Annotated in this window: 23 protein-coding genes and 1 pseudogene; 6 read left to right on the forward strand and 18 right to left on the reverse strand. The window is 47.7% G+C overall.

Going from position 1 to position 19,063, the window contains the following annotated elements:
• Positions 1-73 precede the first annotated feature (73 nt).
• Complete coding sequence (locus LBPC_RS09380; protein ID WP_003566159.1) at positions 74-883, forward strand: alpha/beta hydrolase; 810 nt, start codon at positions 74-76, stop codon at positions 881-883.
• A 151-nt stretch (positions 884-1,034) separates the two neighbouring features.
• Here LBPC_RS09380 and LBPC_RS09385 read toward each other — a convergent pair whose 3' ends face one another.
• Entirely contained in the window at positions 1,035-1,616 is a 582-nt protein-coding gene (locus LBPC_RS09385) for a hypothetical protein (RefSeq protein ID WP_003566161.1), read from the reverse strand.
• 223 nt (positions 1,617-1,839) lie between these two features.
• Between LBPC_RS09385 and LBPC_RS09390 the strand changes: the two genes are divergently transcribed.
• Positions 1,840-2,265, forward strand: a complete 426-nt coding sequence (locus LBPC_RS09390; RefSeq protein WP_003566163.1) for a hypothetical protein — start codon at positions 1,840-1,842, stop codon at positions 2,263-2,265.
• Here LBPC_RS09390 and citG read toward each other — a convergent pair.
• The 15 genes from citG to LBPC_RS09465 form a co-directional block, all read right to left on the reverse strand.
• Positions 2,219-3,061: a triphosphoribosyl-dephospho-CoA synthase CitG gene (citG, locus tag LBPC_RS09395; protein WP_003566166.1), complete on the reverse strand. Its 843-nt coding sequence runs from the start codon at positions 3,059-3,061 to the stop codon at positions 2,219-2,221. The genes LBPC_RS09390 and citG overlap by 47 nt on opposite strands.
• Positions 3,054-3,749 carry a GntR family transcriptional regulator gene (locus LBPC_RS09400; RefSeq protein WP_003566168.1) on the reverse strand — a complete coding sequence of 232 codons (696 nt, stop codon included), beginning with the start codon at positions 3,747-3,749 and terminating at the stop codon, positions 3,054-3,056. Before LBPC_RS09400 ends, citG begins: the two co-directional genes overlap by 8 nt.
• Positions 3,750-3,885: 136 nt before the next feature.
• Positions 3,886-5,289 carry an oxaloacetate decarboxylase subunit alpha gene (locus LBPC_RS09405; RefSeq protein ID WP_004562106.1) on the reverse strand — a complete coding sequence of 468 codons (1,404 nt, stop codon included), beginning with the start codon at positions 5,287-5,289 and terminating at the stop codon, positions 3,886-3,888.
• A gap of 113 nt (positions 5,290-5,402) precedes the next feature.
• Complete coding sequence (gene citX, locus LBPC_RS09410; RefSeq protein WP_004562105.1) at positions 5,403-5,951, reverse strand: citrate lyase holo-[acyl-carrier protein] synthase; 549 nt, start codon at positions 5,949-5,951, stop codon at positions 5,403-5,405.
• Complete coding sequence (gene citF / locus LBPC_RS09415) at positions 5,944-7,476, reverse strand: citrate lyase subunit alpha (protein WP_003591165.1); 1,533 nt, start codon at positions 7,474-7,476, stop codon at positions 5,944-5,946. The genes citX and citF overlap by 8 nt, the downstream gene beginning before the upstream one ends.
• A complete protein-coding gene (locus LBPC_RS09420; protein ID WP_016365693.1) occupies positions 7,476-8,354 on the reverse strand; it encodes an aldolase/citrate lyase family protein in 879 nt (292 codons plus the stop codon). The genes citF and LBPC_RS09420 overlap by 1 nt, the downstream gene beginning before the upstream one ends.
• Complete coding sequence (gene citD, locus LBPC_RS09425; RefSeq protein ID WP_003566181.1) at positions 8,342-8,647, reverse strand: citrate lyase acyl carrier protein; 306 nt, start codon at positions 8,645-8,647, stop codon at positions 8,342-8,344. Before citD ends, LBPC_RS09420 begins: the two co-directional genes overlap by 13 nt.
• Positions 8,637-9,641, reverse strand: coding sequence for a [citrate (pro-3S)-lyase] ligase (gene citC, locus LBPC_RS09430; RefSeq protein ID WP_004562103.1), 1,005 nt, complete (start codon positions 9,639-9,641; stop codon positions 8,637-8,639). Before citC ends, citD begins: the two co-directional genes overlap by 11 nt.
• 1 nt (position 9,642) lies before the next feature.
• The gene (locus tag LBPC_RS09435) at positions 9,643-9,786 is read right to left on the reverse strand and encodes an OadG-related small transporter subunit (protein ID WP_003566186.1); all 144 of its coding nucleotides are present in this window, start codon (positions 9,784-9,786) and stop codon (positions 9,643-9,645) included.
• Between the two features lie 173 nt (positions 9,787-9,959).
• A complete protein-coding gene (locus LBPC_RS09440) occupies positions 9,960-11,084 on the reverse strand; it encodes a sodium ion-translocating decarboxylase subunit beta (RefSeq protein WP_003566189.1) in 1,125 nt (374 codons plus the stop codon).
• 14 nt (positions 11,085-11,098) lie between these two features.
• Positions 11,099-11,491 (reverse strand): acetyl-CoA carboxylase biotin carboxyl carrier protein subunit, encoded by a 393-nt coding sequence (locus LBPC_RS09445; RefSeq protein WP_003579849.1) that lies wholly within the window; start codon positions 11,489-11,491, stop codon positions 11,099-11,101.
• 5 nt (positions 11,492-11,496) lie between these two features.
• Positions 11,497-11,823, reverse strand: a complete 327-nt coding sequence (locus LBPC_RS09450; RefSeq protein ID WP_003579851.1) for a hypothetical protein — start codon at positions 11,821-11,823, stop codon at positions 11,497-11,499.
• Positions 11,824-11,921: 98 nt separating this feature from the next.
• Positions 11,922-13,271: a CitMHS family transporter gene (locus LBPC_RS09455; RefSeq protein WP_003579853.1), complete on the reverse strand. Its 1,350-nt coding sequence runs from the start codon at positions 13,269-13,271 to the stop codon at positions 11,922-11,924.
• A 284-nt stretch (positions 13,272-13,555) separates the two neighbouring features.
• Complete coding sequence (locus LBPC_RS09460; RefSeq protein WP_003566197.1) at positions 13,556-13,813, reverse strand: hypothetical protein; 258 nt, start codon at positions 13,811-13,813, stop codon at positions 13,556-13,558.
• Between the two features lie 73 nt (positions 13,814-13,886).
• A complete protein-coding gene (locus LBPC_RS09465) occupies positions 13,887-14,453 on the reverse strand; it encodes an RNA 2'-phosphotransferase (protein WP_004562101.1) in 567 nt (188 codons plus the stop codon).
• 46 nt (positions 14,454-14,499) lie between these two features.
• Here LBPC_RS09465 and LBPC_RS09470 point away from each other — a divergent pair, with 46 nt between their 5' ends.
• Positions 14,500-14,994 (forward strand): GNAT family N-acetyltransferase, encoded by a 495-nt coding sequence (locus LBPC_RS09470; protein WP_004562100.1) that lies wholly within the window; start codon positions 14,500-14,502, stop codon positions 14,992-14,994.
• Between the two features lie 14 nt (positions 14,995-15,008).
• Here LBPC_RS09470 and LBPC_RS09475 read toward each other — a convergent pair whose 3' ends face one another.
• Entirely contained in the window at positions 15,009-15,626 is a 618-nt protein-coding gene (locus LBPC_RS09475) for an NADPH-dependent F420 reductase (RefSeq protein WP_004562099.1), read from the reverse strand.
• Between the two features lie 138 nt (positions 15,627-15,764).
• Positions 15,765-16,685, reverse strand: coding sequence for an IS30 family transposase (locus LBPC_RS09480; RefSeq protein WP_003574021.1), 921 nt, complete (start codon positions 16,683-16,685; stop codon positions 15,765-15,767).
• A 257-nt stretch (positions 16,686-16,942) separates the two neighbouring features.
• Here LBPC_RS09480 and LBPC_RS09485 point away from each other — a divergent pair, with 257 nt between their 5' ends.
• The 3 genes and pseudogenes from LBPC_RS09485 to LBPC_RS09495 all read left to right on the forward strand — a co-directional run bounded on the left by LBPC_RS09485 (position 16,943) and on the right by LBPC_RS09495 (position 18,984).
• Positions 16,943-17,281, forward strand: coding sequence for a PadR family transcriptional regulator (locus LBPC_RS09485; protein ID WP_003566205.1), 339 nt, complete (start codon positions 16,943-16,945; stop codon positions 17,279-17,281).
• A pseudogene (locus LBPC_RS09490) lies at positions 17,278-18,135 on the forward strand (hypothetical protein). Before LBPC_RS09485 ends, LBPC_RS09490 begins: the two are co-directional and overlap by 4 nt.
• A gap of 93 nt (positions 18,136-18,228) precedes the next feature.
• On the forward strand, positions 18,229-18,984 hold the full coding sequence (locus tag LBPC_RS09495; protein ID WP_003599183.1) for an NADPH-dependent oxidoreductase: 756 nt from the start codon (positions 18,229-18,231) through the stop codon (positions 18,982-18,984).
• Positions 18,985-19,063 lie beyond the last annotated feature (79 nt).

Genomic DNA, 19,063 nt, shown 5'->3' on the forward strand with positions numbered 1-19,063 from the left:
TTGCATTTAAACGGGTTTTGGGACTATGGTTAGACTATGGTTAATGTACAAGAATAAGGAGGAACAGGCAAATATGCAAGTGGAAAAAGACGTGATCTACGATAGCGCCTATAATTTAGCCGCCGATCTCTATGTACCTGACGAAGCCAATGGCGGTGCCATCGTGTATGCACACGGCGGTGGCTGGTTTCGCGGCGATAAGGAAAATGAAAGCGATTTAGGTAAATATTTTGCCGATGCCGGCTATCTATTTGCGATTCCGAACTTTCGCTTAGCCCCTAAATATTTATATCCAACAGCACAAAACGATTTCGATCATTTCATTAATTGGTTACTTGCTTCCCCTTACGATTTTGATCGTGAGCGTTTGGGACTTTTGGGGGCAAGTTCAGGCGGCACCATGGTTCTGCAAAACAGTTTAGCTTCCGGCTATCCGCTCGTTGCATGGTCCCCTGTTGTTGATTTTGCCAACTGGGTTCAAAAAAATCAAATGGTAAAGGCTTCTGTGGATGGGAAAAAAGAACTTGGTCTTACCGAGATCCACGAAATTCATGATTCATTTTACAAGTATTTCGTGCAGACTTACCTTGGCGGCTTAGACCCGCGTTTGTTGACCGCGGTCAATCCCACCAACCATTTAACCGATCAATTAGGTCCGGCATTGTTGTTCAATTCAGCTGATGAATTGATGCCACTGCCAAGTGCCTTGCACTTTTTACAACAAGCTGCCATGTTTGGTCGCGATATCGGACTGCATGTTGTACCCGGAACCGGTCATGCCCGCGACTACACAAGTTTTGCCTTGCCAGAAACCAAGCGCTTTTTTGATCATCACTTGTTTACGACGGTTGAAGACAAAACGTTGAACAAAGCGACAGACTGAGCTTAACAACAAATTCGGTCAGTAAAATAGCGTTGCGATCAACCTTCATTCCGAATGGTGATCGCAACGCTATTTTTATGCGTCAATTTTAACAAACATCAACCGTCACCGGCTGCAAAGGTCGGTTCACGGTTATCTTAAGTAAAGAACTTCATGCGTGATGCAGAATCAATGGCGATGCGACACCGGGCGCGACCCATTCAAGGCCGCCACTAACTGGCACCAAATAAATGGCATCAGCGCCGACATCTGTCGGGATCAAGACAAAACCATTGCCTTCTGGCGTTACCTTATAGCCGGTTTTTGTTGTTACGCCAGCCTGAACAACGGTCAGCTGGTCTGCCGTAATTGTCAGCGTCACGTGCTCATTCTGCCATGTGCCGAGATAAACCGGTGCAGTGTTGCTGACATCCTCAGCACTGACCGAAGGCGTTGCTTGAGTCGTACTTGCTGTCGAAGCTGTCTCGGTATGCACAGTCGCAACCGTGCTCGAACTGCTGATCTCTTCAGAAGGTTGTGTTGTTGCCGCTGAGGAATTTGTTACAGCGACTGTCGAAGAGGCGGTCGCATTCTCTTTTTTAGGTTTTACTGTTGCAGCTGGTTGCTTTTTAGGCGTTGTGACAGTGACTGTTTTTGTATCAGTCCCGGCATTTGCCTGATGCTGATAAAGTGCAGCACCGGAAACCCCACTGAAGGTCAAAATCGCTGTTGCCAACAAAAACCACTTTTTCATGTCATTCACTCCCAACTAGACATACTGTCGTCGACAGGTCCGTTTTTCTTATTATCTCTAGCCTATCATGCTGCCTAATAAAATGTTACAAAACGATGTCAACGCAAGCAAATCTTAATAATTGCGGCATTCTCACTGTCATCTTTTTGTAACATTTAAAAAGCGGTGGTTCCCTCTTGCCGAAGCAAACGTATGTTCGTATAATCGATTTGAGGTGATCATCATGACTTATGAAGAAAAAATCGGCACCGAAAGATTCGATGCCATGGTGGCGGATTTTTTCGCAAATCGTTACTTTGATCGCGGCATGCGTAAATGGCAAGGCTACTATCTTTCTGATCATACAGCCGCTTTAAAGAAGCAATCTAAAAGCGAAGCGCTGGTTTATCCCCCGCTGCCCCTTCAGGATCAAGCGGTCATTCGCGCAATCTTGCTACAAGCCTATGCAGAAGGCCAAACAGTAACAGCCCAGCTTAACCTGCAAACACCTAGTGGTCAGATGCTGCCACCGATTCGCGGCAAGGTTGGCGGTTTAACTGACAGTGACGTGGTTAATATTGCGGATCAAAATATGGCAATCGGATCAATTCGGCACATCGAACTCATCCCGTTTGCTGCATCAACGCATCAAAAAAATACGCCAGACTAAGGTAGTCGGCCGTGCCGCCGGGGCTCAAATTTCGTGCAATCATTTCGGCGTTTAAAGCGCGCAACCCATTAGGTAGCCGGGACGCCGGGACATGTAACAACGCTTTGGCCGCATCCTGAACAAACCGTAACCCAGCTGGCCCCCCACGGTGCAACACATTAGCATCTTCAACTTGTGCCATCAGATGAACCATCAGCTGTAGATAGCGCAGATCGCCGCGTGTCGTGGTTTGCCGTAAGTAAGGCAGGATCACCGTCCGGATCGTCGGGTAGCCGGCTAACGCCTCACCACGCACGCCAGTCACACCATGCTTCATATACAACGCCTCGCCATGACTCAACTGTTTTTTTTCACTGAGATCGCGAAAATCGCCGCTCACGCCTTGCGCAATTTGCGCCACTGCCGGAAAAAGCGGGGCAAAATCATGCATGACTAACTGCTTAAGACTTTGCTTTTGCAACAACCATCCCAAAGCACCCAGTAAAAACCCAAAAGAAAAATTAGCCCCGCGATGCGTATTCACACCTACTGTAGCTGTCATCATCGCTTTTTCAGCCTTTACCCCGATCGTCCGCAATTGCTGGTACAACTGTGGTACCGTTGCCGCCGTTAATCCAGCATGCAGATACTGACCAAAATAAGGGGCCAGCGCATGAATGCTGGCCTCAAAGGTGGTGACGTTCATATCGCGATGAGCTCCATTGGACTCCGGATCAACTAAGCCCGGCTTCGGCGCAAGCAAAACCTCTGCCCGCAGACTCGTGACCGCTGCTTGGGCGATTGTTTGTTCATTCAATGTTCTTTGCCTTCATAACTTTCAGAATATATTGCAATGAGTGGCCCAAATGTTCACGCGTGATCAGTTTGATTTGATCATCATCGCGGTTTAACATCCCCCGATAAATCAGCCAATGTTCCTGAATCGCAAGATTACGCCGATCATCCCCGTTAATACTGATGTCACGAAAATAGATCAAGTAATTTTGTAATTGGTTGACAATCATTTTCAGGCGCAACATATGGCTGGCATCGTAAATAAAGTTATTAAACTCGGTAAATTTGGCCATGACTTCAGGCACCCGGCCAGCATCATTCAACCGATCCGTTTCTTCCAGAAGCGCACGCATCTGTTTAAATTGAGCCGGCGTCATTAGCCGCATTGCCTTACGCGTTGCTAAAACATCTAATTCCTTGCGAATATCAAAAATCTCGTAGGCATCGTTGATCGAAATGCCCTTCACAATGACACCGATACCGGTTTTACGTTCGACCAGATCTTCTTCATCTAATCGTTCAAGCGCATACCGAATCGGTGTCCGACTGATATTGAGATTTTCGGACAAATTCTTTTCGTTAATACGCTCGCCGCTGGGTATTTCCCCTAACAAAATCGTCTTGCGAAGCGCTTCGTACACCGCCTCTTTAATCGGCCGATTCTCCGAAAGATCCAGATTCCTTTTGACTGCTGGCACCACTTGATTCATCGGTCGTTCCCCCTCGCTTCGTGGCCTATTATAGCAAAAAAGCCGTTAACGGGGGTGTTAACGGCTTAAGGGAAATGAAGCTAGGAACAACTGGCAACTAGTGTAGCAGGCTCACGCAACGACGGTCAACATCAGATCAATCATGCGTCGGCTCAAAACTTAGCGACACCTTCTGCTCCGGCACATCATAAAACGGATCTTCGCGCCGGCCAAGAAAATCTTTAGCTTGATCTGGGAACAAAGCATAGCTTAAGACATCCTCTTCGTCGTGCGCATATTGTGCAATCGCTTGACGGAAATCAGGCATTTGCGGCTTGATTAAATCCGCGGGACGTTGTGTGACAACCGGTGCATCACCAATGATCTTTTTCACCATTTCGGGTGCAATTGCCACTGGCGGCCGACCATAAAGGCCGCGCACGTAATCCTTAATTTCATTTGGAATCAACTTATAACGCTCACCGCTCATGACATTCATCAAACTTTGTGTGCCCACCATCTGCGACAGCGGTGTAACCAACGGCGGATAGCCTAAGTCAGCTCGGACACGCGGCACTTCCTTCAAAACATCGCCATAAAGTGCTTCTTGTCCTTGATCTTTTAGTTGCGCCAACAGGTTAGACAACATCCCGCCTGGCACCTGATAGATCAAGGATTTAGGTTCAACATCTTTCACGCGCGGATTCAGTTGACCGGACTCGCGGAATCGATCGCGAATCGGCGCAAAGTAAGTGGCGATGTCACTGACCGTGCTTAAATCAACATCAGTCGGATAGCCAAGATCTTGCAACGCAACCAGCATGGATTCTGTTGCTGGCTGACTGGTGCCGCCAGCAAATGGCGAAACCGCGGTATCAATGATATCAGCACCGGCGCGAACTGCTTCCAGATACGTCATCTCAGCCATACCAGCGGTGGCGTGCGTATGCACTTCCAGTGGCACGCTGATTTCCTGCTTAATACCGGTAACCAGATCAAACGCCTTCTGTGGGGTTAAAATGCCTGCCATGTCTTTGATTGCAATTGAATCCGCATCCATGTCAGCCATGTCTTTGGCTAACTTGATGAAGTAGTCGATCGTATGGAAATCACTGGTTGTGTAACAAATAGCAAGTTGAGCATGCCCGCCTGCTTGCTTCGTCGCTTCAAGCGCCGTTCGCAAGTTGCGTGTATCATTCAACGCATCGAAAATACGAATGATATCAATCCCGTTTTCAACTGACTTTGTGACAAAGTCAGTGACCACATCGTCGGCATAGTTCTTGTAACCTAGCAAGTTTTGCCCGCGCAAGAGCATTTGCAATTTGGTGTGCTTGACCGTCTTACGAATCTTGCGCAACCGTTCCCACGGATCTTCATTCAGATAACGGAGACAGGCATCAAAAGTTGCCCCGCCCCACATTTCCAAAGATGCATAGCCGGCGGCATCCATTTTATCGAGAATCGGCAAAATATCACTGAGCGGCATCCGCGTGGCAATCAGGCTTTGTTGCCCGTCACGCAAAACGGTTTCCATGAATTGGACTTTCTGTTTAGGCATGGGGTGTCCTCCTTTTAAAACGCATTCACTGACCCAGAAACCTGCACATAAGGACCACAAGTGCAATGGGCAAAGCCCGGCCATCACACTTGTGCCCACATATGCTCCGGTTTCTAAGCGGTCTGGCTCGCGCTCTCTTTTACGATTGTTTCCACCACTTGTTGTACCTCTGGCAAACCGTGCCGCCGTGATCGCGCACAGGCCTTGGCGTCGCCGCCGCAAACCAGACAGGCACGTGGTGGCAAGGCAAGGTCCGTGCGAGAAACTTGATACAGTTCCGCATCGCGTAACGTGACAACATCAAGATCCAGCAGGTCACAGAACCGTTGCTGATTTTCAAACGCGACCATGAGCCGCTTGAGTGACAAAGGTGACAGCGTGGTCAAAAAATAAGCTTCCGGTCCAGTTGGCAATAAGTCAATGTCCGAAGATCGAACGGCCTCGCCAAGTTGCTGTGCCAAGGTCTGCATGACCGCCGAAAAAACGACTTCAATTCGAGTACCGGTTTTAACCGGTCCAGGAATGCGCAAAGTCACGTGCAAGAGCGTATTGGTTGGGGCAGCCACCAACAACGCTCGCTCTTTAACCACGCGAGCATCTTTGGCGGCCAGCATTTGACCAAGATCAACTTGCGGACCATTTAAAATGGTTAATTTAAACATTGTGAACCACATCGATCAAGGTGCCATCGCGATATTCGATCAAAGCGACCACTTTATCGCCATATTCGATGGCTTCCGGTGTACCAGTAATTTGATAGGCCATCTTTTTCAGATCTTCAATTGAAAACAGCGGCACTTTCAGATTTTTAAACATTTCAATCAAATCAGTCCGTGCGGGATTAATAGCGACGCCGACTTCGGTCACGACAACGTCAACACTGGCACCCGGTGTCACAACAGTATTGACATTTTCAACAATCGTTGGGATTCGACCGCGAACCAGTGGCGCAATCACCATGCTCATTTTGCAGGCAGCACTTGTGTCACTATGGCCACCGGAAGCGCCACGGATAATGCCGTCAGAACCCGTGATCACGTTAACGTTAAAGTTAGTATCAATTTCCAGTGCCGATAAAATCGCAATATCTAACTGATTGATAACTGCACCTTTGCTTAACGGTGACGCGTACATATTAGCATCAATCTCGTAATGATCTGCGTTCTCGCCTAATGAAACCGCAGAGGGATGGTCAAAGTCCTGCACATCGATAATCTTTTCGACAAGGCCTTCCTTCAACAATTCAACCATTGAATTGGTAATGCCACCCAAAGCAAAACTAGCTTTGATGTCTTGATCCAACATCGCTTGCCGCAGAAAACGCGCAACAGCCAGCGAAGAGCCGCCAGTACCGGTCTGGAATGAGAACCCATTTTTGAAGTAGGCCGATTTGGTAATGACCTCTGCCGCATACTCCGCAATTTTTAATTCCTTCGGGTTCTTCGTAAAACGGGTCGCACCTTTGGCGATCCCAGTTGGATCGCCAATCGCATCAACTTGCACGACATAGTCAACGTCGGTTTGCGGAATGCTGATTGGCGTATTCGGATATGGCATTAAACTGTCAGTAATGGCAACAACTTGATCCGCATATTTCGCGTCAATCATGGCATAACCTAACGAGCCACAGGTCGCTTTACCTTTTGTGCCGTTAATATTGCCGTACTCATCACTGCTAGGGGCACCAAGAAAGGCAACATCAATATGAATATCGCCACGAGCAATGGCTCGGGCTCGGCCGCCATGTGAGCGAATCACAACTGGATTCTTCATGATGCCGCTTGAAATTGCTGCCCCCACTTTGTCGCGCAAGCCGGAACTGGTGATGTTGGTCACCACACCGTTTTTGATGTGCTCAATCAATGGCTCATGTACATTGGCAATCGAACTTGGCGCAATTGACAGGTTCTTGATCCCCATTTTGGCAATCTCAGCTAGGACCATGTTCATCACATAGTCCCCTTCACGAAAATGATGGTGAAAAGAAATGGTCATGCCGTCCTTCAGTCCAGTTGCCACAATGGCATCGTGAATTGACGCCACGAGTTTGCTGTGATCCGGCTTAACCGGGTTGATGTGGCGGGCATGTTCATCATAAGGCTTAATGTTGGCAAACTCGCCGCCATAAACACCGTATTGATCCGCATATGGTTCTGGGATCTCACGGTTGAGTGTATTCTTGACCATCAGTCTACCTCCATTCCTGATGCCTTTGCGAGCGCGATGGTATACTGTGCCCGTTCGACAACTGGCTTATCAACCATCTGCCCGTTCACAGAAACAACCCCCGCGCCCTTAGCTTCGGCTTCTTTCAAGCCAGCAACAATCTCACGTGCTTTTTGAACTTCCGCCAAAGCAGGGGTAAAAACCCCATTAATGACTGGAATTTGCCGTGGATTGATGACGGACTTGCCATCAAAGCCAAGCTGTTTGATTAAGGCGGTTTCGTGGCGCAAACCTTCTTCGTTGTCCACTTGTGTATAGACCGTATCAATCGCCGCGATGCCAGCTTCTCGCGCAGCATGCAGGATATAGTTACGGGCAAAAGACAATTCAGCGCCATCCGTCGAGCGGTGGGTATGTTGACTCGTCAGATAATCTTCTGCACCCAACGCAATCCCAATCATACGTGATGAAGCTTGTGCGATTTCGCGAGCATTCAAAACCCCTTCAGCCGACTCAATTGCAGCCATCATGTGCGTGGTGCCATTTTGAATGCCGTACTTCTCTTCAACTGCTGTGATGACAGCATCAACATCAATAATGTCTTGAGCAGTTTCGGTCTTTGGCAGGCGCACCACATTAATGCCGCCAAGAACCATCGCTTCAATGTCTTGATCCCCGCCTGCATCTAACGCATTCACCCGCACAACTGTTTCCACGCTACTGTAATCAAAGGTCTTCAGGGCTGAATAAACCAGCATTCGCGCCGTGTCTTTTTCCTTCAAAGAAACAGCATCTTCAAGGTCAAACATGATCGCATCAGCACCATAAATCGGAGCATCACGTAACATGCCCGGATTGGCACCAGGCACAAACATCATGGTTCTTCTTAATTTATCCATGCGTTGATCTCCTCCCAGTCAAACGTCTTATTGTCAGACGCACGATAAACAGCGGCGATCGTCCGCGCCTTGATGGTACAATCCAAGGCGCCTTTGTCATTCGCGTCAACGGCAACATTTTCGATTCCTAACTTGGCCAAGGTGGCCTCAATGACTGATCGAATTTGATGACCAAACTGTTTTTCTACACTGCTTTGCAGTTGAATGGCGACCCCACTGGTAGCCGGTGACAAGGTGATTTGAATATCACTTGATTCCAGCGTACCAGCAGTCGCAGGATGCTTAATTTCCATGTGTCGATCGCTCCTTTATTTCTTGATAAACTTCTGGATAAACTAATTGCTGCACGGTTTTCCAATCTTGTTGTGCCATTGCCGCGCGAACACGGGTAGCACTAACAACATCGCCGTCAATCATGAGCCGCGGCACGACGATCAGTTCAATCTCCGAACCAAATGTTGCCGCTAGTTCCCGATTGTAAATGGCCGTTACCGGCGACAGCGGTTCCTCGCCGACATAGCGACGAGTAATCCCCAATACGGGTGCAAGTGCTTGTTTAAAAAGCGCAGCATCCAGCCGAGCTTGGACAGCAGCCACATCGGCATCTGCCCGTTCTTTGAGAAAATAACTCGGAAAAGTAGTATTTGAGACCATATAGTCATTGGTTGGCAACACCACGACGTTTGGCCAGCGAGCGGCAACTTTTCTAACTAGCGTCAACCGCTCATCAGCTGCGAACAAAGACCGTTCCGCTGACAGGACGAAAACATAAACAACTGGGTTGGCTTTGGCCGCCGTCTCAATCAGATAGGCATGGCCACGCGTGATCGGATTGGCATTCATGACAATCGCTGCCGCTGGTTTTTCTGGCCGCCGCTGCTTTTCTAACGAAGAAACATAATCGGTCAAGTTGGGATAACCGCGTTCAAGTAACACAACAGCATCGGTTGCTGCCAGTTGCTTGAAGCCCAATGACAGGAAAAATTTAACGGTGGTCGGTTTGGTATAGACAAAGCTGTGGGTCACACCATCATCGTCAAGCCGATCCAGTAATGCCTGAATTACCTGTGCCAACAAGTTTTCATGCTGGGTTGCCGGTGTAACTGCCACTTCCTTGATGATGTTACCGGAAAGCGAACCAGTTGCCAGTAACGTTTCTCCTTCAAAAATACCAACTGTATAGTCAACCTGACGATCCGCAGCTAACCCGGCAGTCGTCAGCAAGGCTTGCCATGCTGCTGCTTCTTGCGGATTCAATGCCAGCCAGATTCGTTTTAAAGTTGCCATGTTACTTCGCCGCTTTTTTAGCTGGGGCAAATTTCAGTAATAACTTCGCCACGATATAAATAATGAATAAAACGATGAAGACGCCGCCCATACCGATCAGCATCAATTCACCCGCTTGTTCAACGGCAACTGGGTCAATTTTCATGGAAGTACCTCCCTTTTTAACGTGCTCACCAGCGCAGTAACCTGCGTGGGTCTAAACGCGATCTCCAGCCCAGAAACCTGCACATAAGGACCTCAAGCCAAACTGGCCAAGACCCAGCCAGTTTGGCTTGAGGCCACTTATGCTCCGGTTTCTAACCGGGCTGGCTCACGCTCTTATGCGCCAAAGAATGATAGTAACAGTCCGCCGGCAATGACGGAGCCGATTTGACCGGAAACATTAGCGCCAACGGCATACATCAAAACAAAGTTCTGTGGATCTTCATCGGTTGCCATTTTTTGAATCACTCGGCTCGACATTGGGAAAGCGGAAATGCCGGCCGCCCCGATCATTGGGTTAATCTTATCTTTACGGAAAAGATTCAATAATTTGGCGAACAATACACCCCCGACAGAGTCCATGATGAAGGCGAATAATCCAAAAGCAATGATCATCAATGTTTGAATGTTCAAGAATTGATCAGCTTGTAATTTAACGGAAATCGTTAGCCCAAGCAGAATCGACACAATATTGACCAATTCGTTTTGCGCGGTGTTAGACAGCCGATCGAGCACCCCACATTCTCGCAGCAGGTTGCCAAACATCAGGAACCCAACTAACGGTAAGGAAATTGGGGCAATAAACCCGGCAATGATGGTGATAATGATTGGAAACAGAATTTTTGTCGTCTTTGAAACGCCTTCTGCCTTATAAGTCATCCGAATCCGGCGTTCATGTTTTGTGGTCACTGCCTTGATGGCCATTGGTTGGATGATTGGCACCAATGCCATATACGAATACGCAGCGACTGTGATGGCCCCTAACAGATTTGGCGCAAGTTGGTTCGAAACGAAAATCGAAGTCGGGCCGTCTGCGGCACCGATGATGCCAATTGAAGCCGCTTCTTTGATATTGAAACCGAAGAAGACAGCAACAAAAACGGTGGCAAAGATCCCGAACTGTGCTGCTGCACCGAACAGTAGCATGAATGGGTTTTGTAATAACGGTCCAAAGTCGATCATGGCGCCGATCCCGATGAAAATTAGCAGTGGGAACAGTTCCGTATTGATACCGGCTTTGAATAAAACATCAAGCACCCCTTCTGCTTTGGTGCCGCCAACAACTTGGGTCAAGACGCCTGTTCCTGGAAAGTTGACCAGAATGGCGCCCAAGCCCATGGGAACTAAAAGGGTTGGTTCATATTCTTTTTTGATTCCCAGATACATCAGGAGCGCGCCGATCAGCATCATGGCGATTTGACCTAATGTGATCGTGGTGATTCCGTGAATGAGCGCTTCCATGCCATCCCTCCTCCTTAAATAATGCTGATGAGATTGTCGCCGGAATTGACATTCTGGTTAAGTGTTGCAAACACCTGGCCGATGGTACCTGCCTTAGGAGCCACAATTTCGTTTTCCATCTTCATGGCTTCCAGAATCATCAGCGGCTGATTTTCCGTGACTGTATCACCGTCTTTAACCAAAATTTTGGTGACCGTGCCTGGCATCGGTGCAGTGACAACTTCACCTTCCCCAGTCGGCGCAACCGGAGCTGCAGGTGCTGGCGCAGCTGGTGTGGCCGGTGTCGGCGTTGCCGCTGGCGTAGCTGGTGCGGCCGGCGCAGGCTGGGCGGCTGGCGCACCGCCAATTTCTTCCATTTCGACCAAATAGGTTTTCCCATCAATCGTGATCTTGAATTTCCTCAACATCTTCTTCATTCCACCTTTTTCTTGATTGACTTGACCACATAATTGGCATGGCCATCACCAGCCGCAATGGCGCTGGCGATCAAGCCGACGCGTTTTGCTTCAGGATTTTCGACATACAGATGCTTCAGCACTAACTGCGCATCAGGAGCTGTATCGGCTGTGACTGCTGCGGCAATCAGACTGACGGTCAGTTCTGATGCCGGATCAACAGCTAAATAGTTTGGGACATCAATCCAATCATCATCAACCGGCGCGGCCGGTGCTGACATTTGGGGTGGCACTTGTTCTTTTGTAGACGGTGTTTGCTTTCGTCGCCGCAGCCAATTAAACATCTGGACACCTCCTCGCAATATTTTCTTGTTGATAAGTTATATAGTACGGGGAAAAGCCAATCATGATTGGCTTTTCGGTGTATTTTTCAGTTAGGACGTTATTTTTGCGGCAGGTAGAATGGCACGTGACCGAATAACATCACCGTGACAACGAAGATAGCGAACACACCTAACGCATATTTACCAGCTTCGCGCTGCCATTTACCCATGTCCAAGCCGGTCAACCGGAGTAACAGATAGATGAAGGCAACTAATGGTGACAGTAAGTGGAACGCCTGACCCATCAAGGAAGCCAGCGCCATCTGCATGTTGGTGAACCCATATGCTCGACCAGCTGTAGCCAGAACCGGCATCACTCCGAAGTAGAAGCCGTCGTTACTCAGGAAGAAGGTCCCTGGTGCAGAGATCAAGGCAATGACAAGGCCCCAGAAGCCAGCCAATGAATCAGGAATAATGGAAGTGAAACTCTTGGCCAGCGCTTCTGCCATCCCAGTACCTTGGAACAGACCCATGAAGACACCAGCAGCAAAAACAAGAATAACAACTTGGACAGCATCGCCACCGTTAGCACCGATCCGCTTGCTTTGGTCGCCCAGTTTCGGATAGTTGACCATTAAAGCGATACAGGTTCCAACTAAGAACAACAACAATGGTGGCATTGCAATGGCTTTAATGAAGGAACTTGCAACCAACCAAGCAATCAAGACGATTGTCAAAATACCATTGAAAAGGAATAAGTTCGGGCGCCGAATTTCAGAAACTTCTGGGTCGACAACGGAAGTCATTTCATCGATTTCAGCATCCGTTAACTCTCGGACACCCAACCGTTTCCGTTCTGCTCGGCCCATGCGCGGTGCAACGTAGAAAACAACATACGCTAAGGCAAGAATCATACCTGGCAACAGATAGGTCAGAATATCAGCGTCAACTTTCAACACGGCCATTGCTCGGGCAGTTGGGCCGCCCCAAGGCAGTAAGTTCATGATGGTGTTCTGCAAAATAATCAAAACACCTAAGTTCATCATGTTCATGTTGAGCTTTTTATAGATTGGAATAAATGCGGAACAGCAGATCAAAGTTGTCGTCGTACCGTCCCCGTTTAGTGACACGGCCATCGCAACAATCGCGGTTGCCATCAAGACTTTCATCGGATCGCCCTTCGCGATTTTGATCATCCGGGCAGTGATTGGATCAAACAAACCAGCGTCTAACATAATTGAGAAGTACAGAATTGCGAATAAGAGCATGATCCCCGTGTTGGCAGTTGTTGTGAGTCCCTTCAACACGAAATCGCCGATCGTACCTTTATTAGCCACCCCGGCCACCATCGCAATAATCGCAAACAGCAGGGGGATCATAACCAAGGAAGTAAATGGTGAAAGTTTCTTAGTCATGATGACATACATAAAGACCACGATCATGGCGTAAGCAATGACGGTGAGTAACATAGTCCCAACCTCTTTTCATAAGTTTTTGTCTCTACCGTCATAGTACGTGATTATCGTCACGAAATCGCCTCTTTAGCCCGTTTAGAACACTAAAAGAACAATCACTGATCTTTCGATAAGAAAAATGTCAGGGAAAAACGAAAACGCCTCCATTGGCTTAAAATTAGCTTTTTAAGCCAATGGAGGCGTCCATCAGTTATGAATCATCTTTGGAAAAAGATAACGCTGGCGTAATGTTCATATATTCACATGCTACTAATACAGGTGCTTAATTCTGTATCAGTCTACCAGTCTTGGAAACGTTCTTCTTCGAGCTTTTTTAACAACTCTTGGTAATTTTTCCGCGATGGTGCATGGCTCAAGGTCGTCTGTTGCAGCTCATTAAATCGCTCTGCTAAGTAATATGCAGTCAGATAGAGCGTCAGTTTTCGCTTGACGATCGTCTCTGGATCTTTGTCGTCAGGCACTTGGTGCGATTCAACAACAAGGTTCGCGAACTGTTTCGGATTTAACCGTAAGTCATCGGGTTCATCGGCTTTCATCGTGATACCTCCTTTTTAAGTATGCCTAATACTAACATAAAAAAACGACCGTAATCTGTCATTGAAAAACATTTTACGGTCTTCGAAAGTATGAAGTTAGATGATGTAAAAAACTTGCTGGCAGCTCAGAAACAAGCCACACACGACTGCTCGTGGGATAAAAGAGGATCCCGTTTTTGGCTGCATCACGGGCGGCAATGCGATAAATAACTGGATGAGTGTCATGACGGGCACCGACTTGCTGAGCAGTGGCGACATCTTCAGACAGATGCACAAAATCCCGATTCATCGGCAGTAAGCCTTCCTTAGCAATCACAGTGGCCGCCTGATGTGAGGTGCCATGATACAGCCACTGCGGTGGTTCAGTTGCTGGTGTGAGCGGCATGACTGGCACACTATGACCGTAAACCGCCCGAATCGTTGTTCCTTCCAATGCAAATCGCTTTTTAGTGCTTTGTGCCATAATAGCTTGTAAGACTTGGCGATCAAGATGCATTTGATAATGCGCATTGAAGCGTCGCACCAATGTTTTCCAATCTGTCCGACCATACTGATCTAACACCAAGCCCAACTTTTCTGGATGGTGGCGCAAGAGCATGCTTAACGTCTTGCTAATCTTGACTAATCGCTTATCCATCATTGTCCGTTCCCTTTTACACCCTTTAACCTTAATAGGAGAGAAAACGATGAAACTGCATTTTTCAAAAGCACAATTGAACGACCTTGATACGATCATGACTATCGAAACAGCAGGATTTACGCCACAAGAGGCCGCCACTAGAACCAGCATGGCATCACGCATTACCAACTATCCGGACACCTTCATTGTTGCCCGCGCTGGTGGCACGATTGTTGGTTACGTAGTCGGGCCAGCAACTGATCAACCAACGATTACAGATGATCTTTTCAGTACTAGTCAGCCCAATCGGCCCGATGATCCGTACATCGCTGTCTTAAGCCTCGCTGTATCCCCGCGCCATCGTCATCAAAATGTCGGCTCTCAATTACTTGAGCAACTAACCCAGGTCGCACGTACACAAAACCGCCAAGCGATCACCTTAACCTGTCTACAACGGTTGATCCCTTTTTACGAACATCAAGGCTTTCAAAATGAAGGTCGTGCTGCCTCTACTCATGCTGGCGAAGTCTGGTACAACATGGTTAAAAAGATGCTCTACTGACAGCCTTCATCAGCTTATTCGGGATTCAGATGTTGGCGCAACACTGGGGCGGTTTCGTTGACCAGAAAAAGCGGGCCATCTGCCTGCGCCGGAAAACTTGTTGCCAAACCGCCTAGATCAAACGGTTCAAAACCAATCGTCCAGATTAACGACGCCACCACTTTTTTTGCCTGTTCATCGTCACCGGCGTACGGTACCGCAATCCGATCAACTGGTTGTTCAGGTTGTGCCAGCCTAGCGAGAACGGTCATCCCAATCGTATTAAACGCTTTGACCACTTTACTTGATTGAAAATGCTCGGCGACGACCTGAGACGTCGTTTTTTTATGACGTTCAATCTCAGCAATCCACGCATCGCGATCAGGAAAATAATTGGTGGCATCAATGATGATCGGATCTTGAGCCAATGGTGCCGGTAAAGCCTTAATCGCCAAAAAAGGCACTGCCAAGACGACAATTTCTTGTGCTTCGGCTTGTTCAACTGTGCCAGCTTCTGCTCCTAGAACGCGCGCTAAATCCTCTAGCGCATCGACTGAACCCCGATGTGCGATGACAACTTCATTGCCTGCTTGCACGAAAAGTTGCGTCAGAACCTGTCCGACATTGCCTGATCCGATCATACCAATTTTCATCCGATATCACTCCACCCTGTTATTATTTTCATTATATCGCGACACCTCTTTTCAGGGCAAATAAGCCTTGTTTTTTTATGTATCGGCTTTTCCGGTTTGGCTTTGACTGGATGTCAAACCTAGATTGCAATAATAAAGTTACCACCTAGAAAGAGGCTTGCTCACTGCTTGAACTGGGGTTTGCCAACGGAGACATTTTCTAGGTTTGTTATTGATAAGCGCTGTGGCTTGTTGAATATCGGTCTCTGAAACCTGATCAAACTGTGTTCCCTTCGGGAAATAGTAGCGAAGTTCTCGATTGAACCGTTCATTTGTGCCCCGTTCATTCGGGTGATAGGCGTGGCAAAAGTAAACCGGTATCCGATAGCGCTTTGTAAGCGCCTGATCGCAGGAAAACTCTTTACCGTGATCAACCGTCACTGATCGAACCGGACCCGGAAAGTCCACCATCAGTCTTGCAAATCCCTTGAGAACAGCATTTTGTGATAAGTTTTCAAGCTTAGTTGTCGCCATTAAACGTGTCACCCGATCGACAATGGTCAAAACAGCAGCCTTTGACCCGCGACCACCGCGAACTGTATCCATCTCTAAATGTCCTTTTTCGGTTCGCCGATTAGCTGACTCACTGCGAATCTCAATTGAGGTGCCTACTGCTTGGTTATAGCGCGACCGAAGGTCTTGTCTTCTTTTATGACGTTTACCGTGATCAAAGAGTTGGCTTGGCTGAAAATCGACTTGTCTTTGATAAATCCAGTGGTAAATCGTGTGTGGCGCACAGTGAACGGCATAACCGACCATTTCAGGGGACCAACCTAGGTTTAGCTTCTCAGTTACCATCCGCTTCAACTTAGGCGTTAAAATCGAGTGCCGACCACAACGATGCCGACAAGTATCGGCATGATCCTGAGCTATAATGGCGCAGTAATCACCTTCAGGGCAACGGTGAAGCTCATGCCTAATAGAAATACGAGAGCGGCCTAAGGTCGCGGCGATGTATTGAATCGTGTGGTGTTGCATCAGTTCTATCTGAGATCGTTCAATTAAGGTTATAATGGCCATGGGACCTGTCCTTCTCTCTAGATGGTATGTTATGCAAACACCATTTTAGCAAGAACGGACAGGTCTTTTTTCACATTTTCTGGGTGGTAACTTTAATTATGCAATCTAGGAAACAATGCTCATGCTGGTGACGCTGAGCCAATCACTTAAGATCAGTTAACAAATAGTTTTCAGGCTTCAACTATTTTGCTTTACATACTAGTCAACGCTCTTTATACTACTAGTAGGCAATGCATATTAGTTGGGAGGTACATGTGATGGCAACAGATACCAATAGCCAAATGCTCAAGGGGATTCTTCAAGGCTGCCTGTTAATTCTGCTTTCCCGAGAAGAGCTTTACGGCTATGCCATCAGTGAGGCGCTTAACGATTTTGGCTTTGTTGATATTCCCAAAGGCACGATTTACCCACTCCTGATGACAATGGAGAGAAAAGGGTTGTTAATCAGTCATCTGCGTCCCTCACCTGACGGCCCCAGCCGCAAGTACTACGCCGTCACAGCAGAGGGTATGGCTGCGCGTCAAACTTTTCAACAGCAGTGGTCACAACTGAAAGACCATGTCGATCAGCTCATCAACGAGGAGGACAAGCCATGAAACAACGGAAACAGGAAACACAGCGATTAATTGATGAAAATGACCAATTGCGAAAACAGCTTAATGTGGAAAGTCGCCATTATTATGAAGACTTAATCGTCTATATGCGCGCTCATACGCTGTTTCGCGATGACCATATTGTTGAAGAAAACTTAATGGCCATTCTTCAAGACTTGATTGATGCACAACAGAATGGAATGGATGCTGAAACGTACTTTGGGAAAGATCCCGCGAAAACGGGGGCCGAAATGCTGAAAGTAATTCCGAGAAATATTGTTGACTTTGCATGGTTTAATTTGAAGTTAATGATGATGTTAGTCCTTCTCACGCTGCTGCCAAACCTGACAACTCCCGAGGTAAAGCTTGATAGTGGTAATCTTCTACTTGTGAACATCACCATTCTGATAGCGACATGGAGCATTCTCTGGATAGTTGGTAGTAACGCATTTGGCACACCATCGCGGGCTCAAAAAGTAGGCTTTTTCATTGGTGGCGGTGCCATTTTTGCTGGCACAGTGGGATTGCTTTTCTTTTTTAAAACAAGTTGGCAACTCACAATTTCACCGCAAATTTAGTTCATTCTAATTGTCAGTGGCTTGATTGTTGGTGCGTTGCTACCGTTCTTCTCTCGCCCCACTGGAATCAAGTTGTTCCTTTACTTTTATTCGATGGGTTATTTACTACTTGGTCTGCTCGTCCATTTACCATTCACCCGCAAAATTATGACGGCAAAAATTCATTTAGGGGCTTACCAGTGGTTACTCTGGGTTGGTCTGGCAATTTTTGCAATTTTGATAGGACTAGTTTCTTGGTGGTTCATTCGCCGAGAGCGTAGGCATGATCCAAATAGATAAGATGCCGTGATTAATTTCGTGACGAGGCAAGTTGCCTCGTTTTTTAATGTAAAATAGCCTTAATCCCAATCAACCCAAAGGAGTGACCCCCACTTGGATCTCAATGACACCCTTCGTCACCAACTGCACCATCGTTCCATCCGCCAGTTCAAGCCGCAGCATTTAAGCAGCGCCACTATTCGAACATTGCTGGATGTGGCGCAACATACAGCGACCTCAATGTACTTGCAGTTGTTTTCGGTTATTCACATTATCAATCCTGAAATTCGTGCACAAATTGCTAAAATCAGCACGCAGACCTATTTGAACGGCAATGGTGAGCTGTTCATTTTCATAGCAGACCTCAATCGCGTTGCGAAACTGACAGCAGCTGCTGGTCAATCACTGGATCGTCTTGGCCGAATGGATAAGTTTCTGCAGGCGAGTGCCGATGCTACACTTGCCTTACAAAATATGGTTGTCGCTTCCGAGAGTCTTGGCCTCGGAACGGTAACCCTTGGCAGTATTCAAAATGATGCGCAGGCCATGATTGAGCTTTTGCATCTACCTAAGTACACCTTTCCACTACTTGGTCTGGCGATTGGTTTTCCCGACGATGATCCAGACGAAAAGCCACGGATGCCACAGCAATTGGTTGCTTTCACCGACCACTATGATGAACCTGTCCCTTCACCAACAGCCATGACTGACTTTGACCGCACTGTTAGCCACTACTACGCCACTCGCCGCGGCGATCCGCGCGAAGAAAGCTATACCGATCTTGCGATTGGCGCTGCCAGCACCACGCCGGCAAAACGCGGCGATCTCTTCAAAGTCTTAAAACACCAAGGCTTTTTCCCGGAAAGCTGAGGTTAGTCTCACCCCCAACCTATAAAAACATGCCGCACCGAGTTCTGTTTAACGTCAAACAGGGTTCGGTTTTTTGCTG

This window comes from Lacticaseibacillus paracasei subsp. paracasei (genome assembly GCF_000829035.1).
GTDB classification, from domain to species: domain Bacteria; phylum Bacillota; class Bacilli; order Lactobacillales; family Lactobacillaceae; genus Lacticaseibacillus; species Lacticaseibacillus paracasei.